The organism is Pseudomonas frederiksbergensis, from assembly GCF_000802155.2.
In the GTDB taxonomy this organism is placed as follows: Bacteria; Pseudomonadota; Gammaproteobacteria; order Pseudomonadales; family Pseudomonadaceae; genus Aquipseudomonas; species Aquipseudomonas frederiksbergensis_A.
On sequence record NZ_JQGJ02000005.1, the window covers coordinates 459,464 to 478,736 of the forward strand.

Below are 19,273 nucleotides of genomic sequence, written 5' to 3' on the forward strand. Positions count from 1 at the left end.
TCCCATGACAACCACTCTTTCGGGCAAGACTGCCCTGGTCACCGGCTCCACCAGCGGCATCGGCCTGGGCATCGCCCTGAGCCTGGCCAAGGCCGGCGCCAACCTGATCCTCAACGGCTTTGGCGATGCGTCGGCGGTGGTCGCCGAAGTCGCGCAACACGGCATCAAAGTCGGCCATCATCCGGCCGATGTCAGCGACCCGGCGCAGATCGCCGACATGCTCGCCTACGCCGAGCGCGAATTCGGCGGGGTCGATATCCTGGTGAACAACGCCGGGATCCAGCACGTAGCCGCCGTGGAGGATTTTCCGGTGGAGCGCTGGGATTCGATCATCGCCATCAACCTGTCCTCGGTGTTCCACGCCACTCGCCTGAGCCTGCCGGGCATGCGCGCCAAAGGCTGGGGGCGGATCGTCAATATCGCTTCGGTGCATGGCCAGGTCGGTTCGGTGGGCAAGGCGGCGTACGTCGCGGCCAAGCATGGAGTCATTGGCCTGACCAAGGTGGTCGGCCTGGAAACCGCCACCAGCAACGTGACCTGCAACGCCATCTGCCCGGGCTGGGTGCTGACGCCGCTGGTGCAGAAGCAGATCGACGACCGCATCGCCACCGGCGTGGACCCGCAACAGGCCCAACATGATTTGCTGGCCGAGAAACAACCCTCCCTGGATTTCGTCACCCCGCCGCAACTGGGGGAACTGGTGCTGTTCCTGTGCAGCGAAGCCGGGAGCCAGGTGCGGGGCGCGGCGTGGAATATTGATGGGGGGTGGTTGGCTCAATAACGCCGCGATCCCGAGCTTTTGTGCAGAGGGAGCTTGCTCCCTCGCCACATCCAGCGCCTTGTGCTGAACTATTTGTAAGCCCCAAAACAAGAGGCAAACCATGTCCGACATTCTCTGGCAACCCAGCCCTGAACGCATCGCCCAGTCGCGAATGGACGCCTTCCGCCGATTCATCAACCAACGGCATTCACTGCGCCTGAACGGTTACCCCGCCCTGCACGCCTGGAGCATCGAGCAGCGCGAAGCCTTCTGGCAGGCCATCGTCGACTTCTCTGGAATCCACTTTCACCAGGCGCCCACCGAGGTGCTGGCAGAGGGCACGCAAATGCCCAGTGCCCGCTGGTTTCCAGGGGCAACGCTGAATTTTGCCGAACACTTGTTGCGCCGCCGCGATAACGCCGTGGCGGTGGTTGCAGTCGACGAAATTGGCGCTGAAGAAAAGCTCACCTGGGCGGATCTCGCCGCCCATGTCGCCGGCCTGCAAAAGAGCCTGCAAGCCGCCGGCGTGACCCGGGGCGATCGGGTCGCCGCCTGCATGCCAAACACCTGGCAAACGCTGGTGGGCATGCTCGCCACCACCAGCCTGGGCGCCATCTGGTCATGCTCGTCGCCGGACTTCGGCACTCAAGGGGTGATCGACCGGTTCGGCCAGATCGAGCCCAAGGTCTTGATCACCTGCGCCGGTTATCGCTATGCCGGGAAAACCATCGACCAGCGGCCCAAGGTCAACGAAATCCTCGAACGGCTTCCATCATTGCAGCAGTTGATCGTGCTGCCCTACGCCCAACCCGATGCGCGCGCCGAGGATTTCAAGACCCCGGCCCGCGTAGCGCTGTGGGACGGTTTTTACCAACGCGGCGGCGAGCCGGTGTTCAGCCCCGTTCCGTTCGATCATCCGCTGTACATCCTGTATTCCAGCGGCACCACCGGCGTGCCGAAGTGCATCGTCCACGGCACCGGTGGCGTGCTGCTGCAACACGCCAAGGAACACGGTTTGCACGTGGACCTGGGCCCCGAAGACCGGCTGTTCTACTACACCACCTGCGGCTGGATGATGTGGAATTGGCTGGTGTCGGCGCTGGCCGTGGGCAGCGCGGTGGTGCTGTATGACGGCTCGCCGTTCCACCCCGGCCCGGAGCGCCTGCTCGACCTGATCGACCGACAAGGCATCAGCGTGTTCGGCACCAGCCCCAAATACCTAGCCGCCCTGGAAAGCCAAGGCATCAAGCCACGCCAGACCCACGACCTGGGCAGCCTGAGGACCATCCTGTCCACCGGCTCAGCCCTGGCACCCCACAGTTACGATTATGTCTACCGCGACTTCAAGGCCGACGTGTGCCTGGCCTCGATGTCCGGCGGCACCGACATCGTGTCGTGCTTCGTCAACGGCAATCCGCTGGCTCCCGTGCGTCGCGGCGAAATGCAGGGCAAGAGCCTGGGCATGGCGGTGCAGGTCTGGAACCCTGCCGGCGAAGCGGTGGTGGGTGAAAAGGGCGAGCTGGTCTGCACCCGGCATTTTCCAGCGATGCCCATCGGACTGTGGAATGATCCGCACCAGGAAAAACTTCGCGCCTCCTACTTCAGCCAGTTCCCGGGCGTCTGGGCCCAGGGCGACTATGCCGAAGAGCTGCCCCACGGCGGCTTCCTGATCCACGGACGCTCCGACGCGGTGCTCAACCCCGGTGGCGTGCGCATCGGCACGGCAGAAATCTATCGACAGGTGGAAAAAGTCGAAGAGGTCCTGGACAGCGTCGCCATCGGCCAGCAATGGCTGAATGACGTGAGGGTGGTGCTGTTCGTGCGCCTGCGTGAAGGCGTGGCGCTGGACGACGCCTTGGAACAGAAGATCCGCCAGGTCATCCGTGCCAACACGACGCCACGCCACGTGCCGGCGAAGATCCTCGCGGTGAGCGATATTCCGCGGACCATCAGCGGCAAGGTCGTGGAGCTGGCTGTACGCAACGTGGTGCACGGCGAGCCGGTGAAGAACACCGATGCGCTGGCTAACCCCGAGGCGTTGGAACAGTTTCGCGGACGGGTAGAGCTTGCGAGCTGAGCGCACCTTGCAACTTTGTGGCGAGGGGCGCCCGACGATCAATCCATAAGCCCCCACTCCCCCGCCGCCGGCTCAGCCGGTGGCGCCGCGCCCGACTCCGCATGCAACTTCAGCCGCAAGCGTAAATTGTTCGCCGAGTCCGCGTTTTTCAGCGCTTCTTCTTCGTCGATCGCACCTTCCACCACCAGATTGAACAATGCCTGGTCGAACGTCTGCATCCCCAGTTCTTCGGACTTTTCCATAATGCCCTTGAGCTCGCCCAGCTCGTTGCGCCGGATCAGGTCGGCCACCGTGGGCGAGCCAAGCATCACTTCCACCGCCGCCCGCCGCTGGCCGGCGCGGGTGCGCACCAGGCGCTGGGAGACGAACGCCTTGAGGTTGTTGCCCAGATCCTGCAGCAGTTGCGGCCGGCGTTCTTCCGGGAAAAAATTGATCACCCGGTCCAGGGCCTGGTTGGCGTTGTGGGCATGCAAGGTGGAAATCACCAAGTGGCCGGTGTCAGCGAAGGCCAACGCGTGTTCCATGGTCTCGCGGTCGCGGATTTCACCGATCAGCACCACGTCAGGCGCCTGGCGCAAAGTGTTCTTGAGGGCAGCATGGAAACTGCGGGTATCCACGCCGACCTCTCGCTGGTTGACGATGGATTTCTTGTGCCGGTGAATATATTCCACCGGGTCCTCGATGGTGATGATGTGGCCGCTGCTGTTGCGGTTTCGGTAATCGATCAGCGCCGCCAGGGACGTCGATTTGCCCGAGCCCGTGGCGCCGACGAACAGCATCAGCCCTTGCTTGTGCATGATGGTTTCCAGCAGCACCTTCGGTAACTTCAGGTCTTCGAAGCGTGGAATATCCAGCTTGACGTTGCGTATGACCATCGACACGTCATTGCGCTGCTTGAAGATGTTGACGCGGAACCGTCCGACCCCCGCCAAGGAAATCGCCAGGTTCATTTCCAGTTCCCGATCGAACTCAAGGCGCTGTTCGGCGTCCATCAATGACTCGGCAAGCCCGGCGATATCGCCGACCTTGAACGCCTGGTTGCTCAGCGGCTTGAGCACACCTTCGAAACGCGCGCAGGGCGGTGCACCGGTGGACATGTAGAGGTCGGAGCCGTCCTGGCTTGCCAGGATTCGTAATAAAGGATCAATTTCCATGGCCATAAAAACTTCCGAAAACTTCAATGGACACGCTGACCCGAGCCAGAAAACTTCAGATCAACCCGCGCTTACCTTCTTCAAAGGATAGTTGAAGCCGCAGCATCGACATGACATCCAGGGATTCCCGTGATGAATGCAGTACCTGCCAGCAGCGACACACAGCAGTTGATCGCCCGTCTGGACTGGACCTCCAGCCCGCTGGGCATCAAAGAGACATGGCCCCAGAGCCTGCGCACCGCCGTGGACATCGTGGTCCATTCGCCGATGCCGATGGCCGTGCTGTGGGGGCCACAGCTGGTCCACTTGTACAACGACGCTTATGCCCGGTTGGTCGGCGACAAGCACCCCAGGGTGTTTGGCCAGCCCACCCACGCCGCCTGGCCCGAACTTCGCGGCGAAACCGAAGGGATCTATCGCAGCGTGTTGCAAGGTCGGACGCGCACCTGCCGCGACCAACAATGGCGCATGCCCTTTGGGGGCCGCCTCTGTGATGTCTGGCTGGACCTGACCTACAGCCCGGTGCACGACGAAAGCGGCAGCGTGGCCGGTGTCCTGGTCACGGCCATCGAGACCGGCGAGCGGCGACGCCTGGCCCAGGAATTCTTACGGCGCTCCGAGGCCAGCCTCAAGGCCCAGCAGGAAAGCGAAGAACGCCTGCAACTGGCCCTGGCGGCCACCGATGCGCTGGGCACCTGGGATTGGGACATCAGCGAGGATCGCTTCATCGCCGACGCGCATTTTGCCTTGCTCCATGGCGTCGACCCGAACCTGTCGCGCCAGTTGCCCATCAGCGCCTATCTCGAAGGCGTCCATCCAGAAGATCGGGCGATGGTCGCGCGCAGCATCAAGCATTGCATCACCCATGGCACCGAATACGCAGAGGAGTACCGGCTGCTGCAGCCCAACGGCGAGTTGCGCTGGGTGTTCGTGCGCGGGCGCTGCTACAAGGATCGCCATGGCCGGCCCAAACGCTTTCTCGGGGCGGCGTTGGACCTGACCGAACGCAAACGCACCGAACAGGCCCTGCGCCAGAGCCAGACCGAGCTGCAGCTGATCATCAATGCCATGCCGGTGCTGATCAGCTACGTTGATCGCGAGGAACGTTTCCGGCTGAACAACAGTGCCTACCTGGCTTGGTACGGGCTGACCCCGCAAGAGCTCTATGGCAAGACCATCCGCGAAGTCATCGGCGACGAGGCCTACGCCGCCCGAGCCGAACAGATCGCCGGCGCCCTGGCGGGCAAACCGTGCAGCTTCACCGTGGAGTCCGCCCACCGCGACGGCCGGCCGCGCCATGCGTTGATCAACTACCTGCCACGTCGTAGCGGTGACGGGTCGGTGAACGGCTTCTACATTTTTGTGATCGACGAGACCGAACGCAAGAAAACCGAGGAAGCCCTGCGCCACCTCAACGAAACCCTGGAAGAACGGGTGATCGCCCGCACCCAACAGCTCGCCGAAGCCAACCACCGCCTGCAAAGCGAAATGTTCGAACGCGAACGCGCCGAAGAGGCGCTGCGCCATGCGCAAAAAATGGAAGCCGTGGGCCAGCTCACCGGCGGTATCGCCCACGACTTCAACAACATGCTCACCGGCATCCTCGGCAGCCTGGACCTGATGCAGCGCTACATCGCCTCGGGTCGCGCCGCCGAAATCGGCCGCTTTACCGAGGCTGCCATTTCCTCGGCCAATCGCGCCGCCGCCCTGACCCACCGCCTGCTGGCTTTCTCCCGACGCCAGTCGCTGGACCGCAAGCCGTTGGACGCCAACACACTGGTGCATTCGCTCGAAGACCTGCTGAGCCGCACCACTGGCGATCACATTGTGTTGCGACTGCAACTGGCCGGCGAGTTGTGGCCGGTCAGTACCGATGCCAGCCAATTGGAAAACGCCCTGCTCAATCTGGTCATCAATGCCCGGGACGCGATGCCCGACGGCGGCGATTTGACCATCGAAACCGCCAACGTCTACCTCGACGGCAGCGACATCAGCACGCTGGAGCCAGTCAAGGCTGGCGACTACGTGATGATCGCGGTGCGCGACAACGGCAGCGGCATGACCCCTGCCGTGTTGGCAAAAGCCTTCGACCCGTTCTTCACCACCAAGCCCATCGGCCAGGGCACCGGCCTCGGGTTGTCGATGATCTACGGCTTCGCGCAGCAATCCGGCGGTCACCTGAGCCTGGACAGCGTCCCGGGCCAAGGCACGCGGGTGCAGCTGTACCTGCCGCGCCTGCACGTCGCGCCGGCTGAACAGGACACGGAACCCTCGGCCACCGATGCACCGGCAGCCATCGCCGGGGAAACCGTGTTGCTGGTGGAAGACGAACCGGCTGTGCGCATGCTGGTACTCGACCTGCTCGCCACCTTGGGCTACACCGCCCTCGAAGCCGAGGACGCCAAGCAGGCCCTGGTTCTACTGGAGTCCGAGCGACGCATCGACCTGCTGGTGACTGATGTCGGCCTGCCGGGCATGAATGGCCGGCAATTAGCGGAAATCGCCCGTCAGCACCGGCCCGATTTGAAGGTGCTGTTCATGACCGGCTATGCGCAGAAAGCCACCGAACGCCAAGGATTCCTGGACCGGGGCATGGACATGGTCGCGAAGCCTTTCACCCTGGACCTGCTGGCGAACAAGATTCGGACGATGATCAACCATGACCACTGACTTGAGGCATAATCGCCGCCCTTTCGCCCCGTTCAGGTCTGTGCCGCAATGAAAGCCCAAGCCCGCCATATCCTGGTGAAAACCGCCGAAGAAGCCGAACAGCTCAAGCAACGCATCGCCAAAGGCGAAGCATTCGACGTATTGGCAAAGAAATACTCCACCTGCCCCTCCGGCAAGCGCGGCGGCGACCTGGGCGAAGTGCGGCCAGGGCAAATGGTTGGCGCCATCGACGCGGTGATTTTCAAGAAACCGCTGCGGGTGGTGCACGGGCCGATCAAGAGCAAGTTCGGGTATCACCTGGTGCAGGTGTTTTACCGGGATTGAAGCGATGATGGCCCCTGTGCGAGGGAGCTTGCCCTCTCGCACAGCCATCCGATGATTACCTGGGTATCAACGCCCCCGGCACCTGGATAACCTGACTCGCCAGCCAATGCCCGGCCTCGGCCGCCTCCGCCGGGCTACCGCCCAACAAGCGGCTCGCCAGGTAGGCGGCGCTGAACGAGTCCCCCGCCGCGGTCGTATCCACCACGCGCTCGACCCGTTGGGCCGGCACCTCATAGAACTGCCCATCACAACGAATCAGGCAGGCCTCGGCACCGCGCTTGAGCACCACCTCCGGCGTACCGAGTTGCCCATAGGCCGCGAACACGGCGTCACTGTCGGCATGGCCGAACAGCGCCTGTTCGTCATCTACCGTCAGCAACGCCAGCTCGACGTAGGGCAACACGCTGCGATAGGCCGTCCGGGCCGCCTCGACCGAAGCCCAGAGCCGTGGCCGGTAGTTGTTGTCGAACACCACTTGGGCACCCCGTCGCCGCGCCTCGATCAAGGTCTCGATGAGTCTGCGCCGACCCTGCTCGCCAATCACCGCCAGGGTGATGCCGCTGAAATACAGCACTTCGTAATCCGGCAACGCGGCGAGGATCGGCGCGGCGGCCGGCGTGGTGAAGCACTCGCGTACCGCAGCCTCGTTGCGCCAGTACAGGAAGCGCCGCTCACCGGCCGCATCGGTCTGGATGCAATACAGACCCGGCAGGCGCCCGGGCAAACGCTGGACCCTGTCCAGGCCTATGTTTTCTTCAGCCCAACTGCGGCACATGGCATCGCTGAAAGAGTCGTCGCCCAGGGCGGTGACGTAATCCACCATGCCCTTGTCGCCCAAGGCGCGGGACAGGTACACCGCCGTGTTCAGGGTATCTCCGCCGAAGCTTTGCTGCAGGCTGCCGTCGGCGCGGTGTTGCAATTCGATCATGCATTCGCCGATCAGGGCGATGCGGGGTTTAGTGTTGCTCATGGGTAATCCTGATATTCAGCAGTGTTCGCGAAGGGCTCAACCCGGTCCCAAGCCTTAGAAACAGGTTTCCATGCTTTCAACCACCCGCAACTGCTCATCCACCAGACACCCCACCCGCCACTTGTCGAACGTCAGGCACGGGTGGGAAGTCCCAAACGCAATGACGTCGCCCACCCGCAGCTCAACCCCCGGCGCCACGGTCATGAACGCATGCTGGTCCATCACCGCCGTCACCTTGCAACTGCTGACGTCATCGCCCGTCACCGAATCCGATCCCGGCTTGTAGCGCTTGAGTGGCACCGGCAACCCGGCGTCGTAGGCGACGTCGCGCTTGCCCAGGGCGATCACCGCGAAGCCCGGCTCCGGCAGCGATTGCACGTGGGCCCAGACTTCCAGGGCCGGGCGCAGGCCTTCGTGCAGGTCGCTACGGCGTTCCAGCACGCAGCACTGGGCGTCCTTGTAGATGCCATGGTCATGGGCCACGTAACTGCCGGGGCGCAGCACGCTGAGGAAACGTCCCTGGGCATTGCGAGCTTCGAAGGATTCGGCGATCAGGTCGTACCAGGCCGAACCCGAGGCAGTGATGATTGGCTTGGCGATCGCAAACGCGCCGCTGTCCTGCAACTGCATCGCCAGCCCCACCAGGGATGCGGCGAATTGACGAATTCCACTGATGGCGTGGTCGCCGTGAATCACCCCTTCGTAGCCCTCGATGCCGGTCAAGGCGAGCGCCGGTTGTGCGCCGATGGCCTCGGCCAGCGCCAATACCTCGGCTTCGGTCCGGCAACCGCAACGACCGCCGACGACGCCGTACTCGATCATCACGTTGAGCCGCACGCCACGAGAGGCGAAATAGGCGCCCAGGTCAGCGACATTGTCCGGATGATCGACCATGCAATGGAATTCAAACGCCGGGTCGGCCAGCAGATCGGCGATCAGCGCCATGTTGGGTGTGCCGACCAGTTGGTTGGCCATCAGCACCCGCCGCACGCCATGGGCGTACGCGGCACGGGTCTGTACCGCCGTGGCGAGGGTCAGGCCCCAGGCGCCGGCGTCGACCTGGCGACGGAACAGCGCCGGGGTCATGCTGGTCTTGCCGTGGGGCGCCAGCTCGGCACCGCTGTCACTGACGAATTTCTGCATCCAGCGGATGTTGTGTTCCAGCGCCTCGCGATGCAGCACCAACGCAGGCAGGCTGACGTCCCGCAGCAAATGAGCGCCCACGGCAGCGGCGCCCTTCTCGACGCCCGTGTTTTCAATGGCAGAAGACATGTTCGAACTCCTCAAACAGCCGCGGCTGTTCTATTCGTTGATGCGCCGGGCCAGGTTGTTGGCGCTTTCGATCAGCACCCGGCGGTAGTCGGCGTAATTGTTCTTGGCGTCCGCTCTGGGGGCGACGATGCACAGCGTCGCGATGGCTACGCCGCTGGGGTCTTTGACCGGTGCCGCAAAGCAGTGGGTGAAGGTGTCGGCGACGCTGTCGAACGAGAAAAACCCGTCGAGACCGGCCTGGCGGATTTCCTTGAGAAATTGCTCCAGGGGCAGGCGCTCGCCGTCCGGCAGGATGAAGTCGTCAGGGTCTATCAGGTCGACGATTTGCTGGTCGCTCAAATGCGTCAGCAGCAGGCGCCCGGACGCGGTCCAGGGAATCGGCGCGTTTTCACCGATGTCCGAGGAAATGCGGAAGTGCCGCTCGCCTTCCTTCATCAGCGCGACCGTGTATTTGCGCCCGTTGAGCAGGCACATCTGCGCCGTTTCCCGGGTCTGGCGCACGATGTCCTGCAAGGCCTGGTCAGCCTCGCGACTCAGGTCGAAATGCCGCAAGTGCGCCTGGCCGAGGAAATACAACTGGCGACCCAGGTACACGTGGCCGTCCTTGCCCACCGGCTCCAGGATGCGCCGCTCCAGCAGCGACGCCACCAGTTCATAGACCGTGGACTTGGGGCTGCCGATGCCGCTGGCGATATCGTTGGGGCGCAGCGGCTGGCCGATTTCCTTGAGGAAATCGAGAATATCGAACGCCCGATCCAATCCCCGGGCCCGGCGTTTGATGGTGTCTTCGGTCATGTCTTTGGTTCCCATTCAATTGGCCGCGAGTGTACCCAGACTGCAAGCTGGTCACAGCTCCTTGTGGCGGGGGATCACTTCTTCTTGTAGGCCACACAATCGATCTCGACCTTGCAATCGACCATCATGCTCGCCTGCACACACGCCCGGGCCGGGGCGTGTTCCGGGCTGAAATATTCGCCGAAGACCTTGTTGAAACTCCAGAAGTCCCGCGGGTCCTCCAGCCAGACACCGCAGCGCACGACGTCTTCCAGGCCATAACCGGCTTCTTCGAGAATGGCGATCAGGTTCTTCATGGTCTGGTGGGTCTGTTCGACGATGCCACCAACGATGATTTCGCCGCTCACTGCCGGCACCTGGCCGGACACGTGCAGCCAGCCATCGGCCTCCACGGCGCGGGCGAAGGGTCGTGGCTGTCCGCCACCTGCGGTGCTGCCGGTGCCGTAGCGCGTAATGCTCATGGGTCTCTCCTTGTTGAATATAAAATTAAAAACGGGTGTTCTTGAGGAATTCCGCCAGGCGCGGCGACTGCGGTCGCTCGAACAGTTCCTTCGGCGGTCCCTGCTCTTCGATACGGCCTTGGTTCATGAAGACAATCTTGTCCGAGACCTCGAAGGCGAAGCGCATCTCATGGGTCACCAGCAGCATGGTCATGCCGTCTTCGGCCAAGCCCTTGATCACATTCAAAACCTCGCCGACCAGCTCCGGATCGAGCGCAGACGTCACTTCGTCAAACAGCATCAGGCTCGGGTTCATCGCAATCGCCCGGGCAATCGCCACGCGCTGCTGCTGACCGCCGGACAACTGACCGGGAAAGTGATTGCGCCGTTCCAGCAGGCCAACCCGCTCCAGCCATTTTTCGGCCAGGGCGACGGCTTCTTCCTTGGGCAGTTTTTTCACCTTGAGCAGGCCCAAGGTGACGTTCTGCAACGCGCTCAGGTGCGGGAACAGATTGAATTGCTGGAACGCCATGCCGGTCATTGCCCGGTGCCGGGCGATGACTTTCTCGGGGTGACGCACACGCTTGCCGTCCACCTCGTCATAACCGATGGACTCGCCGTCGAGCACGATCTGGCCGCCCTGGAACTCTTCCAGCATGTTCACGCAACGCAGCAGCGTGGTCTTGCCCGAGCCACTGGAGCCGATCAGCGTGACCACATTGCCGCGCTGCATGCTCAGGTCCACGCCCTTGAGCACTTCCAGCGGACCGTATTGTTTGCGCAGGCCGCGAATGTCCAGCAGCGGTTGGGCGTTGTTGAGGGGAACGTCAGTCATGGCAAGGCCACCCGCTTTTCAATGCGCCGCCCGAGCAACTCGATGGCGTAGTTGATGATGAAAAAGAGAAACCCGGCGAACAGGTAGAACTCCAGGGTCATGAAATTCCGGGCGATGATCTGCTGTGTGCTGAGCAGCAGCTCGGCGACGCCGATCACCGACAGCAAGGTCGAGGCCTTGACGATTTCGGTGGAGGAATTGACCCAGGTTGGCAGGATCTGCCGCAGCGCCTGGGGCAACAGCACGTAGCTCAGCGCCTGGTAGAACGTCAGGCCGATGGCCTGGCTCGCCTCCATCTGCCCACGGGGCAACGCCTGCAAGGCACCGCGCACGATCTCGGCCACGTGGGAGCCGCAGAACAGCGTAAGGCCCAGCACCCCGGCCTGGAACGCACCGATCTTCCAGCCCAGGGCCGGGGCCATGTAGAAGCAGGCCAGCACCAGCACGAACACCGGTGTTCCGCGAATCAGGTCGACATAGAAACGAAACGGCGCGCGCATCCAGACTCGCCCGTATGTCAGGGCCAATCCGGCGACAACACCGATCAAGGTGCCCAGCACAATCGCCAGCACCGAACATTGCACGCTGGTCAGGAAGCCGTTCCACAAGGTGTCCCGGGCGACCCATAACTCATGTAGCCAACTGGGGGATTCGTACATGGGAAACTCCTAACGGCGGATCGCCAGGCGCTGCTCGAAATACCGCAGCAGCATGGCAATGAGGTAACAGGCCGCGACATACAGGGCCGTGGTCACCAGCCAGGTTTCGATCACCCGGTAGCTCTCCACGTTGATCTTGCGGGCGTAGTAGGTCAGCTCCGGCACGGCAATGGCCGCCGCCAAGGAGGTGTCCTTGAACAGCGAGATGAAGTTGTTCGACAAGGCCGGCAACACGTTGCGCAGCATCACCGGCACGGTGACGTACGCCTTCACCTGCCACTCGCCCAGGCCGATGGCCAACCCTGCTTCCCGCTGCCCCTTGTGGATGCTCAACAGTCCGCCGCGAAACACTTCGGTCAGGTAGGCCCCGGCGTACAGCGACAGCGTAATGACGAACGACGGCAACTTGTCCAGGCGAATGCCCAGGCTTGGCAAGGCGAAGTAGATCAACAGGATCAGCACCAGGATCGGCGTATTGCGGATCACCGTGACATACACCGACGCCAGCACCCGCAGCACCCGATACTTGCTGAGCAGCGCGAACGCCATCGCCAGGCCGATCACGCACCCGATGGCGATCGATACCAGCGCCAGGGAAAGCCCCAGGCCCAGCCCCGCCAGCAGCGTGTCGAAATCGCGCCAGACGGCGGCAAAGTTCAACTGATAATTCATGGTCGGCAGCACCTTCGACGGAGCGCCCACAATGGGCGCCCCGGGCTCACGGGGTCATTTGAACTCAACAGGGAAACCGATCGCCGGCGACGGCAGGTCGACGCCGAACCACTGCTTGAACGACGCCGCGTAGGTCGGGAATTCCACGCCGGTCATGGCCTCATGCAGGGTGGTGTTGACGAAGTTCAGCCAGTCCTGGTCGCCGCGCTTGACCGCACAGGCGTAGGTTTGCGGGCTCCAGGCGTAGGCCGGGCTGCGGTAGCGTCCCGGGTTCTGCACCATCAGGTATTTGACCGAGGACTGGTCGGTGGCGGCGGCATCGGCGCGGCCGGAGTTCACGGCCTGGTACATCAGGTCGACGCTGTCGTACTGGTCGACCTTGGCCTTGGGCAGCGCCTGGTGCACCAGTTCTTCGGCGTAGACGTTCTGCAGCACGGCCACGGTGACGTCATCATCTGCGGCCTTGAGGTCTTCGATTTCCTTGTACTTGCTGTTGGCGGGCAACAGCAGGCCCACGCCTTCGCGGTAGTACGGCAAGGTAAACGCCACCTGCTGGGCGCGACTGGCGGTGACGGTGATGAATTGGCAGCTCATGTCGACCTTGTCGGTCAGCAGGTTGGGAATGCGCGCATCGGACGACTGCACCACGAACTCGACTTTCTCCGGGTCGTTGAACAAGCCCTTGGCGACCATCCGCGCGATATCGATATCAAAGCCCTGCAACTTGCCATCCGCTCCCTGGAAGTGCCACGGCGCATTGGTACTGCCCGTGCCCACGATCAATTTTCCGCGTTGCAGCACGCTGTCCAGCTTGCTGTCGGCCGCTTGGGCGACACCCATGGCAGCCGTCGTGGCCGCGAAGAGAAAAACACACGCTTTGAACAAGGAAGGTCGGCATTGCATGGCAAGCACTCCAGGGTGAGTTTATTCCGCTATACCGGAACATGGTATGTAACAACGGAATAGACAGCAGAAAGTGTGCCACAGCCTTTCGATGCGGTGGAGGGAAAAATGGAACGTCAACGAAATCAGGTAGATAGCGAAACTGCCGATGCGGGTGCGAATCACCGTGCGTTTGCGGTTGCTACCGTTGGCTACGGCTACGGGGTAGCAAGGCCCCAGCGCAAAGCACATCGAGTGCGCCATACACCCCAGCGCACCAAAATGGCGCCGCCGACCTGTCAACCCTGACAGTAGCGATGCCCGGCCGGGTTGCTTATGGTCTAGGGCACGTCTCGAAACAGGGAAGCCGCCATGAGCTCGCTCATCACCCACGTCAGTACTCAAAAGGACTACCGCAAGGCACTCAAGACCTGGCGTCCGGTGGTCTTCTATTTCGGCCATCCGCATTGCTACGCCTGCGGGATGGCCGATCCGCTGTTCTGCAAGGTCGCCGAGGCCTTCGAGACTCGGGCCGTGATCTACAAACTCAGCACCGATCAATCGCCCCGGCACCCGGAAGTCACCGGCACGCCAACCGTGTTGTTCTACAAAGACGGGAAACTGCGCCGCAAGCTCAAGGGCATCGGTGACCCGGCTTCGTTCGTCCAGACCTTCACCGAGCTGGTCGGCCGGACCAAGCCCAGGCGCTTGCCGACACCGCGCCGTCACGATGTGCGCTGGCTGCGCCAGCGACTCAGAACCTTATGCACCGTCCGCCGGGCGCCGGCGCTTTTGCGGCTAAGGGCGACGCCTCGGTAGCGTCAGGTTTTGAGCGCTGTTTCCAAAAAGCTCAGTAGTGCCTGCACGCGCGCACTGCGCAGTTTTTTCGAGGGCACCAGCACGTTGATAGGCGCGCTGTCGAAGCGCCAGTCTGCAAGCACTCGGACCAAACGCCCCTCGGCCAAGGATTGGCTGACGTCCCATTGCGAACGCAACACCAATCCGAGCCCCTCTTCCGCCCACCGCCGGGCCACGCTTCCATCATTGCTCAACATCGCCGGTTTGATGCGCAGCGTCTTGCGCTCCTGCCCTTGGCGGAGGTGCCACAGCGTCACATCCTCGTCGTTTTCCCGGATGCAGATGCAGCGATGCCCGGCAAGTTGCTCGGGTGACGCAGGCGCGCCGTGCTGTTGAAGGTAGGCAGGGCTTGCGCAGAGCCATCGATCATTCGGGGTCAAAGGCCGGGCGACCCACGAGCTGTCGTTGAGGTTGCCGATGTGGATCACCGCGTCACTGTCGTGACGGTCAGGCCAAGGCGTTTCCCGCAGGTCCAGTTGCAAGCACAACTGGGGGTGCAACCGGGCAAAACGGGCCAATAACGGCGCGATGCGTTGCCGCCCATAACCGAACGGCGCGGCGAGCCTGAGCGTGCCGACCAATTGATCATTTTGCTGCTTGAACGATTCCGGGAGCGCTTCGAGTTGCTCCAGCAGCAGCGCGCTCTGGCGGGCAAAGCGCTCGCCATCGGCGGTCAGGCTCAGGCGCCGCGCATCACGGCTGGCCAGGGTCAGGCCAAGCACCGTTTCCAGCTTGCGCAGGCGCATGGACAGCGCAGGCGGCGAGACATTCAAGTGCCTGGCAGCGGCGCTCAAGGATTCGGAACGCGCCAAGGTGACGGACATGCGCAGGTCTTCAAGACTAATCATTCAGTTCAACTTAATGATTGATAACGACGCATTGAACCATGGGTTAACGCGGACTGAGTAGAGTCGCCTCAACTCCCACGCCAACGAGTCCTGCGGATGATAGTTTCTCTGACCCACCTCGACACGCCCGCCGCGCTGATCGATGTACCGCGCATGCAGCGCAACATCCAGCGCATGCAGCAGCGCATGGACAACCTGGGCGTGCGCTTGCGCCCACACATCAAGACCAGCAAATGCCTGCCAACGGTCCGGGCGCAGATCGACGCGGGCGCCCAGGGCGTTACCGTGTCCACCTTGAAGGAGGCGGAACATTGTTTCGCAGCAGGCATCCGGGACATTTTTTATGCCGTCGCCATGGCTCCCGGCAAACTGCCCCAGGCACTGGCGCTGCTGCGCGAGGGCTGCCAATTGAGCATCCTCACCGACAGCTTGGCCGGCGCGCAGGCCATCGTCGACTTTGGCCAACAGCACGATGCCAATTTCGATGTGTGGGTCGAGATCGATTGCGACGGCCATCGATCGGGCCTGAAGGAAGATGACAAGGCACTTGTCCAGATCGCCCGATTGCTCACCCGTGGCGGCTCATCACTTTGCGGCGTGATGACCCACGCCGGCTCCAGCTACGAACTTGACAATCAACCCGCGCTGCAAGCCTTGGCCGAGCAGGAGCGTCGTGTTTGCGTCAGCGCCGCCCAACGCATCCGCGAAGCCGGGCTGGTCTGCCCGCAAGTCAGCATCGGCTCGACCCCGACAGCGCTGTCGGCACAGAACCTGGACGGCGTCACCGAGGTGCGCGCCGGTGTCTATGTGTTCTTCGACCTAGTGATGCACAACGTCGGCGTTTGTCGGCGCGATGAACTCGCGTTGAGCGTACTGACCACCATCATCGGCCATCAGCCTGACAAGGGCTGGATCATCACCGATGCAGGATGGATGGCGATGAGCCGGGACCGCGGGACGCAGCGTCAGCATCGCGACTATGGCTACGGGCAGGTTTGCACCGAACACGGCGACTGGCTCGAAGACCTGCGGTTCGGCGCCGCGAATCAGGAGCACGGCATCATTACCCTGCAGAACCCTGCAAGCCTGGATATCGTCGTGCGTTTTCCGGTCGGCAGCCGCCTGCGCATCCTGCCCAATCACGCCTGCGCGACCGGCGCGCAGTTTCCCCACTATCACGCCTGTGAAGCCACGGGCGAAGTGCACATTTGGAGTCGCCTGCATGGCTGGTGAAATCGAATCGATCCACACGACCCACGCTGCGACGCCGGGCGGACATTACGCTCAAGCAGTCGCGCACCAGGGAATCCTGTACCTCTCCGGGCAACTGCCGGTACGCGCCGATGGCCGCCACAACATTGGCGAACCGTTCGAGGTCCAAGTCGCCGTCGCCCTGGACAACCTGATGGCGATTCTCGACGCGGCGGGTCGAGGACCACACGATCTGTTGAAGGTGACGGTGTACATCGCCGGCATCGAGCACTGGCCAGCGTTCGACCGGATCTACGCACGCTACCTGGGCGAACATCGACCCGCGCGCGCCGTGTTGCCGGTGCCGGCCCTGCACCATGGCTACCTGGTTGAAATCGAAGCGTTGGCTCGCTCGGGGCTCAAATCTTGAAGTGCCTCGTGCCCTACTCCTCTGACCGCCCATTGCCCTCGCGATCACGCTCATACCGCCGCACCAACGCAAACGCCGGCAACCAGGACTCGCGGCGTACGGTCCAGCATTCATAGGTGGGCTTCAGTTGGTCGGGGGCGTCGAGCGCGCCGAGGTGCACTTCGATCTCGTCACCGCTGCGGGCGAACAGCGATGAGCCACAGTCGGGGCAGAAAAAGCGTCCGGCGTAGTCCCGGGTTTCGCCCGTGACGGTCACCGCGTCCTGGGGAAATACCGCAGCGGCGAAGAACAAGGCGCCATGGTGCTTGCGGCAATCCAGGCAGTGGCAAAGGCCGACCCGGTAAGGGCGGCCGGACGCTTCAAGGCGAACGTTGCCGCACAGGCAACCGCCGGTGAATCGGTCCATCGTTGCTCTCCTCTGCAATCGAGAAAAATGTCATCACGCGTGCCGATCAAGGATAGGTGCATGTTGCGCCATCAGCTCCACCACCCAGTCGATGAACACCCGCAGCTTGGCACTGATGTGCCGGTTCGGCGGGTACGCCACGTACATCGGCATCGACTCCAGGCGCCAGTCTTCGAACAGCGGGACCAGCGCACCCTGGGCCTGGTGGATCCGCGACATGTAGGTGGGCAACCAGAGTACCCCGAGCCCCGCCAGGCCTGCGGCCAGGTAGGCATTGCCATCGTCGATCGCCAGCGCATAGCGCCCCTTGATGTGCAGGTGCTCGTCCTGTCTGTGCATGGCATAGGGCAAGGCTTTGCCGGTGCGTGCCCAGAGGAAACCGACGACGCGATGCTGGGAATCCTCCAACTCGCGGGGATGAGCCGGGGTGCCCAAGCGCGCCAGGTAGCTCGGCGCGGCGAAGACGCCAAGGGCCAGGTCACCGACGCGCCGGGCGATCAGCGATTGGTCCGTCAGCTCGCCGCCGCGAACCACGCAATCGACGTTTTCATCAATCATGTCGACGATGCGGTCGCTGACGCCCATGTCGATCTGGATGTCCGGATAGCGCTCGTAGAAGGCCGGCAACGCCGGGATCAGGATCAGCGCCGCCAGTGGGCTCGGCACGTCGACCCGCAGCCGCCCGCGCGGTAGCGCCTGGGCGCCGGACAGGCTGGTCTCGGCATCGTCCAAATCAGCCAGCAGGCGAATCGCCCGCTCGTAAAAGGCTGCGCCGTCCGCCGTGACATTGACCTTGCGCGTCGTGCGGTTGAGCAGCTTGACCCGCAGCCGCGCTTCGAGCTGTTGCACCAACTGGGTCACGGTGGTCTTGCTCATGTGCAGCGTCTCGGCGGCCTTGGTGAAACTGCCGGCCTCGACGACACGCACGAACGCTTGCATCGCGTCGAAACGGTCCATTTGCGCCTCGGATTGTTTGGGTTTGACAAACAGTGAACGCCAAGCTTGCCCGTTTATCGCCCAAGCACAAGCCCCTAGAGTTCTTCCATCGCAGATTTCCGGCCGCTTGCGGCCACATCGATGGAGACACCCCATGACACAGCGTGACGTCGTTTTCCCACCCGGCCGCCAGGCGCTTTATGAGCGCAACCGCTATTCGCCGGCGATTCGTTCCAACGGCTTGCTGTTCGTATCCGGACAGGTCGGCAGCCGCGAGGACGGCTCGCCCGAGCCCGTGCTGGAAGACCAGGTGCGCCGCGCCTTCACTAACCTGCAAGCCATACTCGCCGCCGCTGATTGCAGCTTCGACGATGTGATTGACGTGACCGTCTTCATGGTTGATCCCGAGCAGATATTCGAACGGGTCTGGAGCGTGGTGCCGGAATTCTGGGGCAACGCGCCACACCCAACGCTGACGGCGGTGGGCGTGACGTGGTTGTATGGTTTTCAGTTCGAGATCAAGGTGATTGCCAGGTTGCCTGGCACCGGAAGCTGACTACCCCTTCACCGCCGCCTCGATCGCCGCAATGTCGATCCTGGTCATGGTCATCATGGCCTCGAAGGCGCGCTTGGCGGCGGCTTTGTCGGGGCTTGTGATCGCCTCGATCAACACCCGAGGGCTAATCTGCCACGACACGCCCCATTTATCCTTGCACCAACCGCACGCGCTCGCCTGGCCGCCGTTGTCGATGATCGCGTTCCACAGGCGATCCGTCTCGGCCTGGTCATCGGTTGTGATCTGGAAGGAAAAAGCTTCGCTGTGCTTGAACATCGCCCCGCCGTTCAAGCCGATGCAAGGGATGCCGATCACCGTGAAATCCACGGTGATCACATCGCCCTGGTTGCCTGACGGGTAATCGCCCGGTGCATGATGGATGGCGTTCACTGCGCTGTCGGGAAAGGTCTTGGCGTAGAACTGCGCAGCGTCCTGGGCGTCGCCGTCGTACCAGAGGCAAATCCTGTTCTTATTGTTCATCCGGATTCTCCGAAAGGGACTGGACCGTCAAGTCTAGCAGCCCCTCCGGAGGTCAATG

21 protein-coding genes are annotated in these 19,273 nt (G+C 62.8%); 8 read left to right on the forward strand and 13 right to left on the reverse strand.

The features are described 5' to 3' along the window. Nucleotides 1–4 precede the first annotated feature (4 nt). Both hbdH and JZ00_RS13105 read left to right on the forward strand, forming a co-directional pair. Entirely contained in the window at nucleotides 5–781 is a 777-nt protein-coding gene (hbdH, locus tag JZ00_RS13100) for a 3-hydroxybutyrate dehydrogenase (RefSeq protein ID WP_039589503.1), read from the forward strand. A 100-nt stretch (nucleotides 782–881) separates the two neighbouring features. Further along, nucleotides 882–2,837, forward strand: coding sequence for an acetoacetate--CoA ligase (locus tag JZ00_RS13105; protein WP_039589502.1), 1,956 nt, complete (start codon nucleotides 882–884; stop codon nucleotides 2,835–2,837). Nucleotides 2,838–2,875: 38 nt separating this feature from the next. Here JZ00_RS13105 and JZ00_RS13110 read toward each other — a convergent pair whose 3' ends face one another. After that, nucleotides 2,876–3,991: a PilT/PilU family type 4a pilus ATPase gene (locus JZ00_RS13110; protein WP_039590036.1), complete on the reverse strand. Its 1,116-nt coding sequence runs from the start codon at nucleotides 3,989–3,991 to the stop codon at nucleotides 2,876–2,878. A 132-nt stretch (nucleotides 3,992–4,123) separates the two neighbouring features. Here JZ00_RS13110 and JZ00_RS13115 point away from each other — a divergent pair, with 132 nt between their 5' ends. Together JZ00_RS13115 and JZ00_RS13120 are read left to right on the forward strand one after the other, a co-directional pair. Continuing rightward, the gene (locus tag JZ00_RS13115; protein WP_039589500.1) at nucleotides 4,124–6,661 is read left to right on the forward strand and encodes a PAS domain-containing protein; all 2,538 of its coding nucleotides are present in this window, start codon (nucleotides 4,124–4,126) and stop codon (nucleotides 6,659–6,661) included. 48 nt (nucleotides 6,662–6,709) lie between these two features. Then, nucleotides 6,710–6,985 (forward strand): peptidylprolyl isomerase, encoded by a 276-nt coding sequence (locus tag JZ00_RS13120; protein ID WP_019690952.1) that lies wholly within the window; start codon nucleotides 6,710–6,712, stop codon nucleotides 6,983–6,985. Between the two features lie 55 nt (nucleotides 6,986–7,040). Here JZ00_RS13120 and JZ00_RS13125 read toward each other — a convergent pair whose 3' ends face one another. The 8 genes from JZ00_RS13125 to JZ00_RS13160 form a co-directional block, all read right to left on the reverse strand. Continuing rightward, nucleotides 7,041–7,955: a sugar kinase gene (locus JZ00_RS13125; protein ID WP_039589495.1), complete on the reverse strand. Its 915-nt coding sequence runs from the start codon at nucleotides 7,953–7,955 to the stop codon at nucleotides 7,041–7,043. 54 nt (nucleotides 7,956–8,009) lie between these two features. Beyond that, nucleotides 8,010–9,227, reverse strand: a complete 1,218-nt coding sequence (locus JZ00_RS13130; RefSeq protein ID WP_039589492.1) for an amino acid deaminase — start codon at nucleotides 9,225–9,227, stop codon at nucleotides 8,010–8,012. A 30-nt stretch (nucleotides 9,228–9,257) separates the two neighbouring features. After that, nucleotides 9,258–10,022 carry an IclR family transcriptional regulator gene (locus JZ00_RS13135; RefSeq protein ID WP_039589490.1) on the reverse strand — a complete coding sequence of 255 codons (765 nt, stop codon included), beginning with the start codon at nucleotides 10,020–10,022 and terminating at the stop codon, nucleotides 9,258–9,260. 74 nt (nucleotides 10,023–10,096) lie between these two features. After that, nucleotides 10,097–10,483, reverse strand: coding sequence for a RidA family protein (locus tag JZ00_RS13140; protein ID WP_039589488.1), 387 nt, complete (start codon nucleotides 10,481–10,483; stop codon nucleotides 10,097–10,099). A 25-nt stretch (nucleotides 10,484–10,508) separates the two neighbouring features. After that, nucleotides 10,509–11,297, reverse strand: coding sequence for an amino acid ABC transporter ATP-binding protein (locus JZ00_RS13145; protein ID WP_039589486.1), 789 nt, complete (start codon nucleotides 11,295–11,297; stop codon nucleotides 10,509–10,511). Next, nucleotides 11,294–11,956, reverse strand: a complete 663-nt coding sequence (locus JZ00_RS13150) for an amino acid ABC transporter permease (RefSeq protein WP_039589484.1) — start codon at nucleotides 11,954–11,956, stop codon at nucleotides 11,294–11,296. The genes JZ00_RS13145 and JZ00_RS13150 overlap by 4 nt, the downstream gene beginning before the upstream one ends. A gap of 9 nt (nucleotides 11,957–11,965) precedes the next feature. Beyond that, complete coding sequence (locus JZ00_RS13155; RefSeq protein WP_039589481.1) at nucleotides 11,966–12,628, reverse strand: amino acid ABC transporter permease; 663 nt, start codon at nucleotides 12,626–12,628, stop codon at nucleotides 11,966–11,968. A 54-nt stretch (nucleotides 12,629–12,682) separates the two neighbouring features. Beyond that, nucleotides 12,683–13,531 (reverse strand): transporter substrate-binding domain-containing protein, encoded by an 849-nt coding sequence (locus JZ00_RS13160; protein ID WP_039589480.1) that lies wholly within the window; start codon nucleotides 13,529–13,531, stop codon nucleotides 12,683–12,685. Nucleotides 13,532–13,882: 351 nt separating this feature from the next. Here JZ00_RS13160 and JZ00_RS13165 point away from each other — a divergent pair, with 351 nt between their 5' ends. Next, on the forward strand, nucleotides 13,883–14,329 hold the full coding sequence (locus JZ00_RS13165) for a thioredoxin family protein (protein WP_039589478.1): 447 nt from the start codon (nucleotides 13,883–13,885) through the stop codon (nucleotides 14,327–14,329). A gap of 2 nt (nucleotides 14,330–14,331) precedes the next feature. Here the strand turns inward: JZ00_RS13165 and JZ00_RS13170 are convergent, their stop codons facing one another. Next, nucleotides 14,332–15,216: a LysR family transcriptional regulator gene (locus tag JZ00_RS13170; RefSeq protein WP_039589474.1), complete on the reverse strand. Its 885-nt coding sequence runs from the start codon at nucleotides 15,214–15,216 to the stop codon at nucleotides 14,332–14,334. Between the two features lie 96 nt (nucleotides 15,217–15,312). Here JZ00_RS13170 and JZ00_RS13175 point away from each other — a divergent pair, with 96 nt between their 5' ends. Together JZ00_RS13175 and JZ00_RS13180 are read left to right on the forward strand one after the other, a co-directional pair. Beyond that, complete coding sequence (locus JZ00_RS13175) at nucleotides 15,313–16,449, forward strand: DSD1 family PLP-dependent enzyme (protein WP_039589473.1); 1,137 nt, start codon at nucleotides 15,313–15,315, stop codon at nucleotides 16,447–16,449. Beyond that, nucleotides 16,439–16,837: a RidA family protein gene (locus JZ00_RS13180; RefSeq protein ID WP_039589471.1), complete on the forward strand. Its 399-nt coding sequence runs from the start codon at nucleotides 16,439–16,441 to the stop codon at nucleotides 16,835–16,837. Before JZ00_RS13175 ends, JZ00_RS13180 begins: the two co-directional genes overlap by 11 nt. 13 nt (nucleotides 16,838–16,850) lie before the next feature. On the opposite strand, the gene JZ00_RS13185 is transcribed toward JZ00_RS13180, so the two are convergent. Together JZ00_RS13185 and JZ00_RS13190 are read right to left on the reverse strand one after the other, a co-directional pair. Then, on the reverse strand, nucleotides 16,851–17,243 hold the full coding sequence (locus JZ00_RS13185; protein WP_039589469.1) for a GFA family protein: 393 nt from the start codon (nucleotides 17,241–17,243) through the stop codon (nucleotides 16,851–16,853). Nucleotides 17,244–17,276: 33 nt separating this feature from the next. Beyond that, nucleotides 17,277–18,200 carry a LysR family transcriptional regulator gene (locus tag JZ00_RS13190; RefSeq protein ID WP_039589467.1) on the reverse strand — a complete coding sequence of 308 codons (924 nt, stop codon included), beginning with the start codon at nucleotides 18,198–18,200 and terminating at the stop codon, nucleotides 17,277–17,279. 133 nt (nucleotides 18,201–18,333) lie between these two features. On the opposite strand from JZ00_RS13190, the gene JZ00_RS13195 reads away from it, so the two are divergent. Further along, nucleotides 18,334–18,735 (forward strand): RidA family protein, encoded by a 402-nt coding sequence (locus JZ00_RS13195; protein WP_039589464.1) that lies wholly within the window; start codon nucleotides 18,334–18,336, stop codon nucleotides 18,733–18,735. On the opposite strand, the gene JZ00_RS13200 is transcribed toward JZ00_RS13195, so the two are convergent. Then, entirely contained in the window at nucleotides 18,736–19,215 is a 480-nt protein-coding gene (locus JZ00_RS13200) for a VOC family protein (RefSeq protein ID WP_039589462.1), read from the reverse strand. It abuts the gene before it with no gap. Nucleotides 19,216–19,273 lie beyond the last annotated feature (58 nt).